The organism is Pseudomonas sp. 5P_3.1_Bac2 (assembly GCF_025465995.1).
Lineage (GTDB): Bacteria > Pseudomonadota > Gammaproteobacteria > Pseudomonadales > Pseudomonadaceae > Aquipseudomonas.
In genome coordinates this window covers 743,253-759,174 of the sequence record NZ_JANLNY010000006.1, presented here as the reverse complement: position 1 = coordinate 759,174, position 15,922 = coordinate 743,253, and the positions used below count along the sequence as shown (strand labels likewise).

The 15,922-nt window shown below is 57.6% G+C and carries 15 protein-coding genes and 1 pseudogene; 8 read left to right on the top strand and 8 right to left on the bottom strand.

Going from position 1 to position 15,922, the window contains the following annotated elements; genetic code table 11:
- The first annotated feature begins 8 nt into the window (after positions 1 to 8).
- From NTD81_RS07825 to NTD81_RS07815, 3 genes are all read left to right on the top strand, one after another.
- Positions 9 to 635, top strand: a complete 627-nt coding sequence (locus NTD81_RS07825) for a histone acetyltransferase HPA2 (RefSeq protein WP_262181275.1) — start codon at positions 9 to 11, stop codon at positions 633 to 635.
- A gap of 24 nt (positions 636 to 659) precedes the next feature.
- Positions 660 to 1,469: a secretin N-terminal domain-containing protein gene (locus NTD81_RS07820; RefSeq protein ID WP_262181273.1), complete on the top strand. Its 810-nt coding sequence runs from the start codon at positions 660 to 662 to the stop codon at positions 1,467 to 1,469.
- A 580-nt stretch (positions 1,470 to 2,049) separates the two neighbouring features.
- A complete protein-coding gene (locus tag NTD81_RS07815) occupies positions 2,050 to 3,645 on the top strand; it encodes an isocitrate lyase (RefSeq protein ID WP_262181271.1) in 1,596 nt (531 codons plus the stop codon).
- A gap of 108 nt (positions 3,646 to 3,753) precedes the next feature.
- Here NTD81_RS07815 and NTD81_RS07810 read toward each other — a convergent pair whose 3' ends face one another.
- The 4 genes and pseudogenes from NTD81_RS07810 to NTD81_RS07800 form a co-directional block, all read right to left on the bottom strand.
- A complete protein-coding gene (locus NTD81_RS07810) occupies positions 3,754 to 4,704 on the bottom strand; it encodes an MBL fold metallo-hydrolase (RefSeq protein WP_262181268.1) in 951 nt (316 codons plus the stop codon).
- A gap of 219 nt (positions 4,705 to 4,923) precedes the next feature.
- Positions 4,924 to 5,745, bottom strand: coding sequence for a methyl-accepting chemotaxis protein (locus NTD81_RS21420; protein WP_410017136.1), 822 nt, complete (start codon positions 5,743 to 5,745; stop codon positions 4,924 to 4,926).
- A gap of 36 nt (positions 5,746 to 5,781) precedes the next feature.
- Positions 5,782 to 6,528 (bottom strand): annotated as a pseudogene (locus NTD81_RS21415) (cache domain-containing protein); the annotation flags it as partial.
- 198 nt (positions 6,529 to 6,726) lie between these two features.
- Positions 6,727 to 8,043 carry a Na+/H+ antiporter family protein gene (locus NTD81_RS07800; RefSeq protein ID WP_262181264.1) on the bottom strand — a complete coding sequence of 439 codons (1,317 nt, stop codon included), beginning with the start codon at positions 8,041 to 8,043 and terminating at the stop codon, positions 6,727 to 6,729.
- 273 nt (positions 8,044 to 8,316) lie between these two features.
- On the opposite strand from NTD81_RS07800, the gene NTD81_RS07795 reads away from it, so the two are divergent.
- Both NTD81_RS07795 and NTD81_RS07790 read left to right on the top strand, forming a co-directional pair.
- Positions 8,317 to 10,461 carry a methyl-accepting chemotaxis protein gene (locus tag NTD81_RS07795; protein ID WP_262181261.1) on the top strand — a complete coding sequence of 715 codons (2,145 nt, stop codon included), beginning with the start codon at positions 8,317 to 8,319 and terminating at the stop codon, positions 10,459 to 10,461.
- A gap of 94 nt (positions 10,462 to 10,555) precedes the next feature.
- Positions 10,556 to 11,152 (top strand): NADPH-dependent FMN reductase, encoded by a 597-nt coding sequence (locus NTD81_RS07790; protein WP_262181258.1) that lies wholly within the window; start codon positions 10,556 to 10,558, stop codon positions 11,150 to 11,152.
- Positions 11,153 to 11,172: 20 nt separating this feature from the next.
- Here the strand turns inward: NTD81_RS07790 and NTD81_RS07785 are convergent, their stop codons facing one another.
- From NTD81_RS07785 to NTD81_RS07770, 4 genes are read right to left on the bottom strand one after another with little or no spacing between them, the layout of a single operon-like run.
- On the bottom strand, positions 11,173 to 12,492 hold the full coding sequence (locus NTD81_RS07785) for a sensor histidine kinase (protein ID WP_262181255.1): 1,320 nt from the start codon (positions 12,490 to 12,492) through the stop codon (positions 11,173 to 11,175).
- Entirely contained in the window at positions 12,489 to 13,157 is a 669-nt protein-coding gene (locus NTD81_RS07780; protein ID WP_262181252.1) for a response regulator transcription factor, read from the bottom strand. The genes NTD81_RS07785 and NTD81_RS07780 overlap by 4 nt, the downstream gene beginning before the upstream one ends.
- Entirely contained in the window at positions 13,157 to 13,474 is a 318-nt protein-coding gene (locus NTD81_RS07775; RefSeq protein WP_262181250.1) for a PepSY domain-containing protein, read from the bottom strand. The genes NTD81_RS07780 and NTD81_RS07775 overlap by 1 nt, the downstream gene beginning before the upstream one ends.
- The gene (locus NTD81_RS07770; RefSeq protein WP_262181248.1) at positions 13,474 to 13,782 is read right to left on the bottom strand and encodes a PepSY domain-containing protein; all 309 of its coding nucleotides are present in this window, start codon (positions 13,780 to 13,782) and stop codon (positions 13,474 to 13,476) included. The genes NTD81_RS07775 and NTD81_RS07770 overlap by 1 nt, the downstream gene beginning before the upstream one ends.
- 167 nt (positions 13,783 to 13,949) lie before the next feature.
- On the opposite strand from NTD81_RS07770, the gene NTD81_RS07765 reads away from it, so the two are divergent.
- The 3 genes from NTD81_RS07765 (at position 13,950) to NTD81_RS07755 (ending at position 15,922) form a co-directional block, all read left to right on the top strand.
- A complete protein-coding gene (locus tag NTD81_RS07765) occupies positions 13,950 to 15,029 on the top strand; it encodes a patatin-like phospholipase family protein (RefSeq protein ID WP_262181245.1) in 1,080 nt (359 codons plus the stop codon).
- A 209-nt stretch (positions 15,030 to 15,238) separates the two neighbouring features.
- A complete protein-coding gene (locus NTD81_RS07760) occupies positions 15,239 to 15,508 on the top strand; it encodes a hypothetical protein (protein WP_262181243.1) in 270 nt (89 codons plus the stop codon).
- A 198-nt stretch (positions 15,509 to 15,706) separates the two neighbouring features.
- Positions 15,707 to 15,922 (top strand): DUF2970 domain-containing protein, encoded by a 216-nt coding sequence (locus NTD81_RS07755; protein ID WP_262181240.1) that lies wholly within the window; start codon positions 15,707 to 15,709, stop codon positions 15,920 to 15,922.

The window sequence follows — 15,922 nt, the reverse complement described above, 5'->3', positions numbered from 1 at the left end:
AGGCCTCCATGCACGACGAAAACGCCCCGCCGCCTGCTCCAGCTGAGTTAAACAGTATCGAGTTTCAGTCGCCGGGGCGTTTTGCCGTGCATAACCCCGAGAGCTTCAGCAACGACCCAGCCCAGGCTGAACCCGCGCCCTTCACCCTAGGCCAACATCTGCCTATGGAGCGCTTCAGCAACCTCGAGCTGGTCCGCGCCCACTGCCTGGCCTTGCTGCAACAAGCACGGCGCACGCTGTGCCTGTACAGCCACGAGCTGGAACCGTGGCTGCTCAATCACAGCAGCGTGGAGCAGGCTTGCAGCGACTTTTTACGTGCCCATCCGCGCAATCAGCTGCGTATTTTGCTGCGTGATTCCAGCCGTGCGGTGCACGATGGCCACCGCCTGCTGCAGCTGAATAAGCGCCTATCCAGTAACTTCCATATTCGTAAACTGCACCCCGACTACCCTAGCGAAGAGATCAGTTTTCTCTTAGCCGACCGCAGCGGTTTACTGGTCCTGCCCCAGCCCAGCCGTGCCGAAGGCTATGCTCTGTACCAAGACGGCGTGCGCAACCGGCAGCGCCAGGAACAGTTTGATCGTGCCTGGGAGACCAGCCTGAGCGACAGCAATCTGCGCAGTTTTTTACTTTAAGACTTCCACTGTGAGCCTTGCGCTATGAAACGTTCTGCCCTGCTTGCTTTAGCCCTACTGAGCTGCAGCCTGCCGCTGCGCGCTGCAACTGAGGTGATCCCACTCAATTACCGCACTGCCGATGACGTACTGGCCATCGTGCAGTCGACCTTGGGTAACGAGGGCAAAGCCAACTCTTACGGTAATCAGCTGATCGTCAACGCCTCACCTGCCAAGATCGACGAAGTTCGCCAGCTTTTACAGCAACTTGATACCGCACCCCGGCGCTTGCTGATCACCGTCGACAGCAATGAATCGAGTACCGGCAACGATCAAGGCTACCGGGTGGACGGCACGCTCAGCGGCGGTAATGGCCAGATCAGCATAGGCCAGGGCGAAGTCAACGGCCGCGATCAGGTGCGCATCATCCGCCGCAGCACCAACAGTCGCAGCGGCGGCAGCCAACAGGTACAAGCCACCGAAGGCTACCCAGCACTGGTGCAAGTCGGGCAAAGCGTGCCGCTGCGCAACCGCGGCCTCGATGCCTACGGCCAACCCTATAGCAACACGCAATATCGCGACGTTACCCGGGGCTTTTATGTCACGGCCAACGTCAGTGGCGAGCTGGTCCACTTAAGCATCAGCAGCAACAACGATCGCCTGAGCCAAAGCCAGCCCGGCGTGATTGATGTGCAAAACACTGACACGCGGGTCAGCGGCCGCCTCGGCCAATGGATCAGCCTCAGTGGCGTCAGCCAACAAAGTGCCAATGATCGCAGCGACGTGCTGCAGCATCGCAGCACCCAAGGCCGCGACGATATGAACGTGCGGGTCAAGGTCGACCTGGTCGAATAACCCTGCGCCCTTGCTGGCCGCGCTAATGCCCGAGATCACGCTCATTGGCGCCTGCCATCCCCTCCTCAACCCCTCTAGCTAGGGGCAAAAGATGACCATGCGGTCGCTAAACGGATTATGTAGTAGCGAAAAAAAAGCACTACAAAATAATTGACGAACCCGTTTGCCATAGGCATGATGGCCTCGCTCCCGCTAATCAGAGGCGCCGAAAGGCCCTCCGAGTCGCACTCTAACTTACCGTCCGAGGCGATTCGTGTTGTGAAGCCCACAAGGCTGTTCAATGAGATTGCGACTGGAACGAAGTTGTCCTGAGGGACGGGGAAGCGCTTTACAGCAGTACGTTTTATGCCACAGCAGGTTGAGTCGTCCTCCGGTCACCATGCACCGCAGGTCGCCAAATGACCCCGTCATTTGCAACCACTGCCGCTCACGCACTGTTTAGCTCGTCACCCTCCTCCCGGATTCACTCCGCCCCAAGTCGATTTCTCGGCGATCCGCAGTGTGCAGCAACAACCTCCGGCAACACAGATGCAGTGGGGAAGCCGGTGCTCAACCAAACACATTCTTTGAAGGATTGACCATGTCAGCTTATCAAAACGACATCAAGGCAGTCGCCGCTCTGAAAGAGACTAACGGCAGCAGCTGGAGCGCTATCAACCCGGAATCCGTGGCTCGCATGCGCGCCCAGAACCGCTTCAAAACTGGCCTGGAAATCGCGCAATACACCGCCGATATCATGCGTAAAGACATGGCCGAGTACGATGCCGACTCCTCCGTCTACACCCAATCCCTGGGCTGCTGGCATGGCTTTATCGGTCAGCAAAAGCTGATCTCGATCAAAAAGCACCTGAAGACCACCAACAAGCGCTACCTCTACCTGTCCGGCTGGATGGTTGCTGCTCTGCGTTCGGACTTCGGCCCGCTGCCTGACCAATCGATGCACGAGAAGACTGCCGTCTCCGACCTGATCGAAGAGCTGTACACCTTCCTGCGTCAAGCCGACAGCCGTGAACTGGACCTGCTGTTCACCGCTCTGGATGCTGCCCGCGCTGCTGGCGACAACGCCAAAGCCGCAGAAATCCAAAAGCAAATCGACAACTTTGAAACGCACATCGTGCCAATCATCGCTGACATCGATGCTGGTTTCGGTAACCCAGAAGCCACTTACCTGCTGGCTAAGCGCATGATCGAAGCAGGCGCTTGCTGCATCCAGATCGAAAACCAAGTATCGGATGAGAAACAGTGCGGTCACCAAGACGGCAAAGTAACTGTTCCACATGCTGACTTCCTGGCGAAGATCGCTGCAGTTCGCTACGCATTCCTCGAGCTGGGCATCGACAACGGCGTGATCGTTGCTCGTACCGACTCCCTGGGTGCTGGCCTGACCAAGCAAATCGCTGTGACCAACGCGCCTGGCGACCTGGGCGACCAATACAACAGCTTCCTGGATTGCGAAGAAGTGTCCGCTGCCGACCTGGGCAACGGCGACGTCGTGATCAACCGTGGCGGCAAACTGCTGCGTCCGAAGCGCCTGCCTTCCAACCTGTTCCAGTTCCGCGCTGGCACCGGCGAAGCACGCTGCGTTCTGGACTGCATCACCAGCCTGCAAAACGGTGCTGACCTGCTGTGGATCGAAACCGAGAAGCCACACGTTGGCCAGATCGCAGCCATGGTTGACGAAATCCGCAAGGTCATCCCGAACGCCAAGCTGGTTTACAACAACAGCCCATCGTTCAACTGGACCCTGAACTTCCGTCAACAGGTATACGATGCCTTCGTTGCTGAAGGTAAGGACGTCTCCGCCTACGACCGCGCCAAACTGATGAGCATCGACTACGATGCCACCGAACTGGCTCAGGTTGCTGACGAGAAGATCCGTACCTTCCAACGTGACGGCTCGGCCCACGCCGGTATCTTCCACCACCTGATCACCCTGCCGACTTACCACACTGCCGCGCTGTCCACCGACAACCTGGCTAAAGGGTACTTCGCTGATCAAGGCATGCTGGCCTACGTTAAAGGCGTACAGCGTGAAGAACTGCGCCAAGGCATCGCCTGCGTTAAGCACCAAAACATGGCTGGCTCCGACATCGGCGACAACCATAAAGAGTACTTCGCTGGTGAAGCAGCTCTGAAAGCCAGCGGTAAAGACAACACCATGAACCAGTTCCACTAAGAACCGGTTCACTCAACCCAGACCACGATCAAAGTTGAGTGTGTTGAATGAAAAAACCCCAGCCTAGGCTGGGGTTTTTTTTATCGCTTGTATTGGCCTAGCAAGGGGTTACCAGACACCGCGACGATGGTTTTCAACCCAGCGGTACATGCCCTGGATGTTAGCCATCTTCATATTGTTAAAACCCGTCCACTGCTGCACTTCAGGGCTGAATTTAACGTTGCGATAGAGCTGGTCCCACGACTGCCCTGCGCGAACCAAATCCAACACCTGCTGGTGCAAATCGACCATATAGGTGCGCAGCGCCAGTTGATCGGCCTTGGTCGCCGGGGTGTAGTGGCCGACATCGATAAACTCGACATCCTGCTTGGCGACCCAATCCAAGGTGTCGATCCAGCCGGTGTAGTAGAAGTCGAGCAGGTCGTTGTACGGCATGGTTTTGCTTTCACACACATCGGTGCATTGCAATACCTTGTAGTCAGGGAACAGCACCATGCTCATGCTATCCGAGTGACTGGGCGAGACGTGATGCAGCAACACGGTTTCGCCACCCAGGGTGATCTTCATGTCCTCATCGAACACTCGGGTGGGCAACGCTGTGTCGATCTTCTCCCCGACTATGGGTTCAACCGCCCGACGGTTAGCGACGATGGTTGCGCCGTGCTCGGCAAACACATTGGCGCCGCTGATATGGTCGGCATGGGCGTGGGTATAGACCACATACTTAACCGGTACCTTAAAGCGCTCGGTGATTTCGTTGTATAGCCAGGTCGAGGTACAAGCCATGGCCGGATCAATCACCAAAGCACCCTCCTTGGTAATCAGCACCAGCCCGCTGTGCACCGCCAGCCCTGCGCCGGTGGTATGGCGGTAAAGGTTGCCCTTTACCTGGACTAAGTCCCGTGGCGTGTTCGGGCACGCCGTGGCAGTAAAATCAGGCAACTTGATTCGATTTTTATAGGGGCTCACATCAATGCTCTGACCGTTGTCAGCGGCTACGGCCAGTTGCAATGGCAGAGCAGCCAAAGCAGTGATGAGCAGTCGGGTAAGTTTTTGCATACAGCCTCCAGAACTTTGCGCTAAAAGCCCACACGCGATCACCCGGCACAGATTTTTAAGGCTGCCACCGGGGCAGGTGATCGGTGATAGATGAGTACAAAACAACAGTTCAACAAGGCATCCAAGGACGCTAAAAATCCGTTTCAGAATTTCCTTGCTCAGTGTAGACCAGTTGCGTTGCAGGCAAGTTTCTCGGCACGTTCGACGACTTTTGTCCGACTATATGCGAAATTTACCAACTAATTGACTCAAGTCCGCCCCCACCTGATTTAACTGTTTGACTGTCAGGCTTCCTTGCTGCGCCTCAGTGGCAACCGCATCCACACCCAGCACAATTTGATGCACGCTGCGGTTAATTTCTTCGGCCACCGCCGTTTGCTCCTCGGCGGCGCTGGCGATCTGCGCGCTCATAGAACTGATGGTGGCGATCAGCTCAGCAATGCTGTCCAGCGAGGTTCCAGCATGGTTGGCCTGCTCGCTGGTCACTTCCCCCGCTGCGCTGGAGCGCTGCATGGCGCCCACGGCATTCTGCGCGCCCTGCTGTAAGCGCTCGATCATGCCCTGGATCTCCTGTGTGCTTTGCTGCGTGCGACTGGCCAGCGCGCGAACTTCATCCGCCACCACAGCAAAACCCCGACCGGCATCCCCTGCCCTGGCAGCTTCGATGGCGGCGTTTAAGGCGAGCAGATTGGTTTGCTCGGCAATCGAGCGAATGACATCCAGCACGCTGACGATGGAGCTGACGTCTTTACGCAGGTTATCCAGGGAAACACCGCTTTCACGTATGTCCTGAACCAAGGTATGGATGCGCGCAATGCTGCCCGCCACCACCTGCTTGGCCGCCTGCCCTTCGCTATTGGTTTGCTGCGCGGCCTGGGCTGCACCCTGGGCGCTGTTAGCGACCTCATGGGCAGCGGCAGACATCTGGTTAATTGCCGTGGCGACCAAGTCGGTCTCATGCCGCTGACGCTCCGTGGCCTGCTCTGAGCGCTGGGCTTGCGCGGAAATCTGCGCCACCAACGTGCTGAGCTGGCCTGTCATGCTCACCACTTGGCCGACCAAATGATGGATCTTCTCGACAAAGCGGTTGAACGACTGCGCCACCTCGGCCAACTCATCCTTACCGGTAACCGGCAGGCGGCGGGTCAGATCACCATCGCCGGCCGCGATGTCATCCAGATTATCTTTAATCTGCTGCAATGGCCGCAGCACCGCCCGACTTAGCAACAGACCGACCACGGCGAAGATCAGCAGCGCAATCGCGGTTAAGACCAATATCCAAGTGATGATGGTGCTGATCCGGTGGTCTATGGCGGACTGCATCTTCTGCACTTGGGCAGCGACGTCATCCATATTCACCGCCGTGCCCAAGGCCATATCCCACTTAGGTAAGAAGTAGCTGTAGGCCAGCTTTGGCACCTGCACCGCCTCATTGCCGGGCAAGGGCGTGCTGTAGTTGAGGTAATGACTGTTGTTCTTGGCCACGTTGACCAACTCACGGTTGACGTAAACACCATTGGCGTCACGCCGCTGCGCCATATTGACGCCTACATCGACTGGGCTGTCGCCACGAAACAGGCGGTTAACCTGACCGTCATAGCCGAAGAAGTAACCGTCTTGGCCGTACTTGATGGTCGCCAGCAGCGCGATGGCTTGAGCACGACTCTGCACATCACCGGGGGCGGCCGCATCGTAGAGTGGCTTAATCGCGCCTACGGCGATTTGAATCTGGCTCTCTAAGTCTCGCCGGGCGCTTTCTTCTAAGCGCTGGCGATATTCATCGACCTCGGCCACCGCCAAGCTGTGCAGCACGATGGACGCCATACCACTGACCAGCAGTGAGAACAACAGCACGGGCAGTAAGGCTAACAGCAGTACTTTTCCCTTCAATGAAATGCGCATGAGCTAATCCTTGCTGTGCGTGGAGTACAAAAAAAACGGGGCTAACGATGTTATCGCCAGCCCCGCTGTCAAATTTAATACTTTTTTGCTGTTTAACCGCTCTACAATCGGTGTTAGCGGCTATAGCACCATAGCCGCGATCCAACCGAATACCAGCAGTGGGATGTTGTAGTGCAGGAAGGTCGGCACCACGCTGTCCCAGATGTGGTTGTGCTGACCGTCGACGTTAAGACCAGCCGTTGGCCCCAAGGTCGAGTCCGATGCCGGCGAGCCCGCATCGCCCAAGGCACCGGCCGTGCCGACGATGCTCAGAATGGCCATTGGGCTAAAGCCCAGCTGAACGCCCAGCGGCACAAAGATCGCCGCAATGATTGGCACCGTGGAGAACGACGAGCCGATCCCCATCGTCACCAGCAAGCCCACCAGCAGCATCAGCAGCGCGCCGAGGGATTTGTCGTGGCCAATCAGAGTAGCGGAGCTGTCGACCAGGCTTTTAACTTCGCCCGTGGCCTTCATCACCTCAGCGAAACCGGCGGCCGCTATCATGATGAAGCCGATCATGGCCATCATCTTCATGCCTTCGGTGAACAGATCATCCGCTTCACGCCAGCGCACCACGCCGGATACCGAGAAGATAATGAAGCCCACCAGCGCGCCGATGATCATCGAGTCCAGCCACAGCTGAATCATAAAGGCGGCGGCAATGGCAACCAGCGCTACTAGCAAGGTACGCGGGTTGTAGTTGATTTCACCGCGCTCAACCTGCTGGATTTTTTCGAGGTCATACACGCGTTTTTTGCGATAGCTGATCAGCGCAATGAGCAGCCCCACCACCATGCCAATAGCCGGAATGGTCATGGCATGGGTGACGTCCAAGCCGGTCACGTCCACGCCGCTGCGCGTCACGTTAGCCACCAGAATATCGTTGAGGAAGATCGCACCGAAGCCCACTGGCAAGAACATATAAGGTGTGATCAAACCAAAAGTCAGTACGCAGGCGATCAAGCGCCGGTCCATCTGCAACTTGCTCAACACGTACAACAGCGGCGGTACCAGCAGCGGAATAAAGGCGATATGAATCGGCAGGACGTTTTGCGAGGAAATCGCCACCACCAGCAGCAAGGAGATCAGCAGCCACTTTAGTAAGCCTGCGCCGCTGGCGTGCTGTTTATCGACCATGCGCAGGACCTTATCGGCCAAAGCATGGGCCAAGCCGGATTTGGCAATGGCCACGGCAAAGGCGCCGAGCAAGGCATAGGACAGCGCCACAGTCGCACCGCCGCCCAAGCCTTTATTGAAAGCTTCCAGTGAGCCCTGGATGCCCAGCCCCCCCATCATCCCGCCGGCCAACGCGCCGACAATCAGTGCCACTACTACGTGGACGCGGCACAAGCTGAGAACCAGCATGATCCCCACCGCCGCAACAACTGCGTTCATCAATTTACTCCCGCCATGAATAGGATTCGCCTGAGCCGTCTGTGTTGGCTGCGCGCTTAGGGCGAAGGGCGGCTACTCTGCCTAATGCTGACCGGGCTGTCAAAATGCCCTGACGACTGCCGTAGAGCCTGAGGCGGCGATCTTGCCAAGCACGTCGCGCCACGCAGTTGGCATTTCTGCGCAAAATAACTTGGCCCACTCACCTGTCACTTAAAGAAATAGCGCTAAGTGCCGATGATGCTTTAGATCGTTGATAAAAATTAGGACGTCTGCATGCTGTTCAACCGAATGTCGATCCAACTGAAAATTACCTTATTGGCTGGCCTGTGCTTGCTCGCCATAGTTGTGGTGCTAGAAATCGCCTCGGTTATTCAAAGCACCCGCAGCGCCCGCCTGGTTAAGCAATTCAGCTCCGATATCCTTGAAGAATCCGCGCAACAGCGCATGCAGGCCCGCGGAGAGTCTGAGGCGCTGAAGATGCAGCGCTACTTTATGGATGCTTACCAATACGGCCGTGGCACGGCTGCGCAAGTCACGTTAATGCGCGAACAAGCGCAAAAGCGCTTCGTCGACCCCTTTGATCTGCGCGAAGACCTCACCCACCACCTGCACAGCGCCCTCGAAAACAACCCCAGCCTGATCGGTATTTATGCCACTTTCGAGGTGAACGCGCTGGATGGCAAAGACGAGCTGTTCGTCGATCAGCCTGAGCTAGGCAGTAATGAAATCGGCCGTTTCTCGATCTACTGGGCGCACAACGAGAAACAGGAACTGGTCGCGGAAAGCATGGGTGAGAAAATACTTAGCGATGCCACTCCAGGTGCCAGCGGCATGGCTTACAACGCCTGGTATACCTGCCCGAAACAGACCAAAAAAGTGTGTTTGCTTGAGCCCTACCTAGACGACACTGCGGGCCATCAAGTGCTGATGACCAGTATTGCCTTCCCGCTTTTCGAGAACGGCAATGTCATCGGCGTGCTGGGTGTTGATATCAGCCTCAGTAGCTTGCAGGAGCTGAGCAACGCGGCCCATAAGGAGCTATTCGACGGCGCCGGGCATGTCAGCATCATCAGCGCCAAGGGCCTGCTGGCTGGGCACAGCGAAGACAGCACACTGCTCGGCAAACCCTTGCAAACCGCCTTCAGCGGTCAGCAGACACAGATGCTCAAGCAATTAGCCGACAACCAACCCCTGACAGTCATCCAGGACGGCATGCTGCAGGTGCTACAACCCTTGCTGCCGACGCCAGAGGCACAACCTTGGGGCGTGCTGATGCAAGTGCCACAAGCCACTCTGCTAAGCCCTGTGGCTAAGCTGGAGGCGAAAATGGACAGCATCAGCACCCAGAGCAGTCTCATCTCCATCGCCATGGGCTTGGCTGCCGTGGTACTGGGCTTGCTGCTGATGTGGTTGATGGCCTTGGGCGTGACCAAGCCGATCCTGCATGTAGCCGCCATGCTGAAAAACATCGCCAGCGGCGAAGGCGACCTGACCCGCCGTCTGCAATACGAAAAACAGGACGAGCTGGGCGAGCTGACCAGTTGGTTCAACCGTTTCCTCGATAAATTGCAGCCGATCATTGCCGACGTCAAACGCAGTGTGCAGGACGCGCGCAATACCGCGGATCAGTCTTCGCTGATAGCCAACCAAACCAGCGCCGGCATGCAACAGCAGTATCGCGAAGTCGACCAGTTGGCCACCGCCTTCCAAGAAATGAGCGCCACCGCCCAAGACGTCGCGCATAACGCTGCGCAAGCTGCCGATGCCGCGCGTACGGCCGATCAGGCAAGTAACGAGGGCCTCAGCGTCATTAGCAAAACCACCACCGCCATTGAGCTGCTGGCCAGCGAAATGAATGTGGCCATGGAAGAAGTCGAAGGCTTAGCCATCAGCAGTGAAAAAATCGGCTCGGTGCTGGAAGTCATCCGCGCTATCGCCGAGCAAACCAACCTGCTCGCACTCAACGCCGCGATCGAAGCCGCGCGCGCTGGTGAGGCCGGCCGAGGCTTTGCCGTAGTCGCCGATGAAGTACGTAACCTGGCCAAACGCACCCAAGACTCCGTAGAAGAAATTCGTCAGGTGATCGAAGGCTTGCAGCAAGGCACCAAGGAAGTGGTTAACAGCATGCACAGCAGCCACCGCCAAGCCCAAGGCAGTGTGACCCAGGTTGAGCAAGCGGTGGTGGCACTGCAACACATCAACCAAGCAGTCAGCGTAATCACCGACATGAACCTGCAAATCGCCAGCGCGGCGGAAGAGCAAAGTTCAGTGGCCGAGGAGATCAACCGCAACGTCGCCTCGATCCGCGATGTGACCGAGTCGATCACCGGCCAAGCCTCGGAGTCGGCGAAAATCAGCCAGGGTCTGAACCAATTGGCCAATCACCAGCAAGGCCTGATGGATCAGTTCCGCGTTTAATCCTGCGCCCTGGTGCAACTGACACCTTGGGACGCTGTCTTGTGATGCAGGCTGGTTATCGCTAGCCTGCTTTTTTATTTTCAGGAGATTCACGATGCTCAATATTGCCTTGGTGGCTGGCTCCAGCCGCGTTAATAGCCAGTCGGCCAAAGTGGCGAATTTTTTGCGCGCCCGCTTGATCGAGTTAGGCCACACCAGCAGCGAGCTGAGCACAGTTATTGATTTAGGCACTGGCCCCCTGCCCCTGTGGCCAGCGGACGATAGCGGTCCATGGGCGCAGTACAGCGCGCAGCTGAGCGCTGCCGATGCGGTGGTGATTATTTCCCCTGAGTGGAATGGTATGGCCAGCCCGGCGATCAAAAACTTCTTTATCTATGCCAGCAAAACCGAGCTAGCGCACAAGCCTGGCCTGCTGGTCGGCGTATCAGCTTCGGTGGGCGGTTCTTACCCCATCAGCGAGCTGCGCGCTTCGGGCTACAAAAACTGCCGCCTCAGCTACCTGCCTGAGCACCTGATTATTCGCGGTGTCAGCAATGTGCTGAACAGCGCCCAACCGGCCAATGCCGACGATGAACGCCTGTTCCCGCGTATCGATTACGCACTGGATATATTCGCTAAATACGGTTATGCCCTGCGCCCGGTACGCGCCAGCATCGACATGAATAACCCGGCCTTTACCAACGGCATGTAAGCCGTTGCCAAGCGTGTTGCTTAGGCACGCTTAGCCGGCAGACTGATCTGCACGCGCAGCCCCTGCCAGGGGCTGTCGCTCATAATCAGCTGACCGCCCCAGGCATCGACGATGTCGCGCACGATGCCCAACCCTAGACCATGCCCGGTCACCTGCTCATCCAAGCGACTGCCACGGTTGAGAACCGCCTCACGCTGCGCGGGGGCAATACCGGGGCCGTCGTCATCGATAATCAGCTCATAACCTGTCGCACTGCGCTGGATCGTCAGCTGCACGCGGCTGTCGGCCCATTTACAGGCGTTGTCCAGCAGGTTGCCGAGCAGCTCCAGTAAGTCTTCGCGATCCCAAGGTAAACGCAGCCGCTCTTCGGCTTGCCAGTCCAGCTGCAAGTGGCCGCCATGGATCATGCCCAGGGTATTAAACAGCTCCGGCAGCTCCTTGGCACAGTCAAAATGCGCACCGGGCAATGCTTCGCCAGCCAGGCGGGCACGCCCCAACTCACGGGATATACGCTGCTGAATCTGCTCTAACTGCGCCTGTAGGCTGCTTTGCAGCTCAGGTACGGCGCGCAACTCTTCACGGCTACTCAAGCTGACTAACACGGCCAAAGGCGTCTTTAGCGCATGACCTAGGTTGCCCAAGGCATTGCGCGAGCGCTTAAGGGTGTCCTCGGTTTGCACCAGCAGATGGTTGATCTGCGCCACCAGTGGCTCCAGCTCTTGCGGCACCGCCTGATCCAGCTGATTACGCTGGCCCTCTTGCAACTGCAAGATCTGCTGCCGGGTACGCTCCAACGGGCGTAATGCGCGGGCAATCAACAGGCGCTGGAACACCAGGATCAGCAGCAGCGCGCCGATGCCCAAGCCCAAGATCAGGCGCTGCACCTGGCGAAAGCTATCCAGCACCGGCTTATAGTCACGGGCGACAACGATGACGATCTGCTGGCCAAAACGCTGGTAATCGGCCCGATACACCAGCCACTGTTGGCCTTGCGGGCCGTCACCGAGGTGTTCTTGTAAGCCCAGCTGCTTGGCCATAGGCAGTTCGTGATCCCAGAGCGAGCGCGAGCGCCAATGTTGGTCGGCAAATTCGATCCGAAAATACAGCCCCGAATAAGGCCGCTTATAAGCCGCGCTCATGCGCCGGTCATCCAGCTCAATACCGCTTTTGCCGCGCTCCATGGCGCCGAGCAGGCCTTGGGCTTCGTCTTGCAGGCTGGCTTGCAGGTAGTTACGCAGACTGCGATCAAACAGCCACAGGCTGCCTTGGGCCAAAAGCAGCCCAACGATCAGCAGAATGCTGATCAGCCCCAAGCTCATGCGCTGCTGGATCGACCTCAATGACTGTCCCCAGCAAAGCGATAGCCTTGGCCGCGACGAGTTTCGATGATTTCGCGGCCGAGCTTGCGCCGAAGGTGATTGACGTGGACTTCCAGCACATTGGAGTCACGCTCGCTTTCACCGTCGTACAGATGCTCGGCCAAGTGACTTTTCGACAGCAATTGCCCCGGATGCAGCATGAAGTAACGCAGCAACCGAAACTCTGCGGCGGTGAGTTGCACCGTTTCATCGCCACGCGTGACCTGCTGCTGACTTTCATCCAGCTCAAGACCGGCCGCCAGCAATTGCGGCTGGTTAGCCAAGCCACGGGCACGGCGCAACAAGCCCTGAATGCGCAGCAGCAGCTCTTCAGGGTGAAAGGGTTTAGTCAGGTAATCATCCGCGCCGGCCTTAAGTCCCTCAATCCGTTCGGACCAAGAGCCACGCGCGGTAAGGATCAACACAGGGGTGGCGATCTGCTGCTGGCGCCACTGTTGCAACACCTCAAGCCCAGGCAAGCCTGGCAAGCCGAGATCGAGAATGATCAGGTCATAGGGCTCAGTAGCGCCCTGCACCGCCGCATCGCGGCCATCGGCCAGCCAATCCACGGCATAGCCCTGCGTTTTAAGGTTAGCCAGTAACTCATCGGCCAAGGGTACGTGATCTTCTACCAACAACAGCCGCATCAGTCGTCTACCTCATCCTTGATCACTTCACCGCTGCCGGCATTCAGCTCGATCTCGCGCACTACGCCTTGGCTGGTGACCAGCTCCACTTCATAAACCAGCCGGCCATCTTCGTCTTCTAATTCGGCCTCCAGCAATACGGCGCCGGGATAGCGTTGCAAGGCGGTTTGCAGCAGTTGTTCGAGGGGCAAAATACGCCCCTCTTGGCGCAGTTTCAGCGCTTCATCCTGATTAAGATCGCGCGCGCTGCCACTGCTGCTAACTACCAGCAACACGGCACTGATCAACCAGCGCGAAAGCAGGGACACTGCCGTCATTAATCGTCTCGTTCGGTTTTGATGATTTCAGCAGTGGCGGCATCTAAGTCCAAGTCCCACTGCACACCTTGGGCGTCACGCACTTCAACTTCGTAGACATAGCGCCCGAGCTTTTGCTCCAGGTCACTGTCTTCGACCTGGGCGCCGGGGTACTTGGCGAGGGCCGCGGCATTGAGCTGCTCTACCGACTTGATGGTACCTGCTTGCACCAGTTTTTGCGCCTCATCAGGGCTAATATCGCGGGCTTGAGCCAAACCAGCAATGAGGCTCATGGCAGCGGCGGCAGACACAGCAGTCAATATTTTCATGATCAAGCTCCTTGTGAAGGGGTCTAGCGACAGAGACAAGCCTAAGTCGTCACACTTAATTCAAGCTGAATTTGCCAGCCACACGACTTCAGCCGCCGGACTGCAGGCACAGGCTTGGCCTGCGCCAGTAGCGCTTTATAATCTGCGCCTCGCCGATGGAGCCCCGCATGAGTGCAATCCACATCAAGTCCCCTGCCCTGACCATTAAAGCCGGCCACAGCGCGCTTCAACGTATTCATCGCGACGGTTTGCAGCCGCAAGACGTGGGGATTATCCCCGGCGCGGCGGGTGGCCCCAAACCCTTAGGCATTCAGGGCTTGGACTTAGCCCTGTTCGCCGACTGGTTCCCGCGTGCGCCACGGCAGCGCGCGTTGATCGGCGCCTCGATTGGTGCCTGGCGCTTTGCCAGCGCCTGTCTGCCCGATGCAGCCGAGGGTTTGCGCCGCTTGGCGCAGTTGTACACCGCGCAGCGCTTTGCCAAGGGCGTGAGCATGCAGCAGGTGTCAGAGAGTTGTGAGCGCATGCTCGATCAGTTGCTGGGCGAGCACGGCAATAGCCTGCTGAGCAATCCCCACTACCGCCTAAACATCCTGACGGTAAAGAGTCACGGCTTACTCAGCCACGACCATAAGGGCAGCCTCGGCCTTGGCTTAGCCGGGGTGATTGGCAATAACTGGCTAGGGCGCAAACGCCTGGGCAAGCATTTTCAACGGGTGATCTTCCATGATCAGCGACAAGCCCCGCCACTGGCCGAGTTAACCGACTTCCCCTCGCGCAGCTTACCCCTCGCACCCAACAACCTGCGCCATGCCCTGCTCGCCTCGGGCTCGATTCCCATGATCATGCAGGGCGTGCGCGATATTCCTGGCGCAGGCCCGGGTACTTATCGTGACGGCGGCCTGCTCGACTATCACTTGGACTTGCCCTATCAAGGCGAGGACATCGTGCTCTACCCGCACTTCACCGATAAGGTGATTCCTGGCTGGTTCGATAAATCCACGCCATGGCGCCGTGGCGATGGCCAACGCCTGCGCAATGTAGTGCTGCTGGCGCCTGCTCCTGAATATCTGGCACGTCTGCCCTACGGCAAGCTGCCGGATCGCAAGGACTTCCACCGTTTTGTCGGCAACGACAGCCAGCGCGAGCAGTATTGGCGCCAGGCCATCAGCGAGAGTCAGCGCCTAGGCGATGAGTTTCTTGAACTGGTGGAAAAAGACCGCATCGGCCAGCATCTGCAGCCGCTCTAAAACCCTAAATACGGCTAACCCTGCAATTTTGGAATAAGCGTCTATGCTGTCGTAAATGGACAAAAGCTAGCCTTTTCCGACATTTCTGCAGTTTTCTTAAACAGACTTGTGACTTCGTAGGCAGCTCAGATCATCAACATTCAAGACCGGCATGCTGGATGCGCCACATGCCTTTGTGTATTTGGGATCACTACGGAGAAAATGACCCCATGAACGCACCCCTGCGCGTTAACGAAGCCCTGTTAATTGCTGATCGTGCTTTCCAACCGTTCCAGTGCGTGGCCTGGACGCCGCAAGATGGCAGCGGCACCCTGAGCCTGAGCGTGATTGATCGCACCAGCACCCGCCTGCTCGGCCGCACCCAACTGTCGTGCAGCACCTACAGCGATCCAGCGCAACTGGCTGACTTGCTCCAGCAGTCCCGTGAGCAACTGAGCCAGCAAGGTTTTGCCCTGGAAGCTTGGAGCATGCCGGAGTAAATTCGGCTGCATTAAGGGCTCTGGCTGTACAAGTACTGCTGTATATCAGCTGAGCCCTAATTCCTAGGCAGGTTATTGCCCTGCCCGGCTAAGGTTTGCCGTGATCACGGTGCCTTCTACCCAGCCATAGTCCAGTGCTGGGCCGTATTCGCGGCGCACAGGTCGACAATCCAGCTACGCTGTTAGCAGGAGGTGGCTATGCACGACGAAGACGAAAAGCCCTTAACCCTCAAAGAAATGCTGCAAAGCGTGTTCAGCGCAGCCCTGGGCGTGCAGAGCGGGAAAAACCGTGCGCGCGATTTTTCCCGGGGCAAGCCCAGCCACTTTATTATTCTGGGCGTGCTGTTCACCACGGTGTTTGTCTTAGTGATCTTTACCGTGGTGCAAATCGTGCTGCACTTAGCTGGGGTCTGA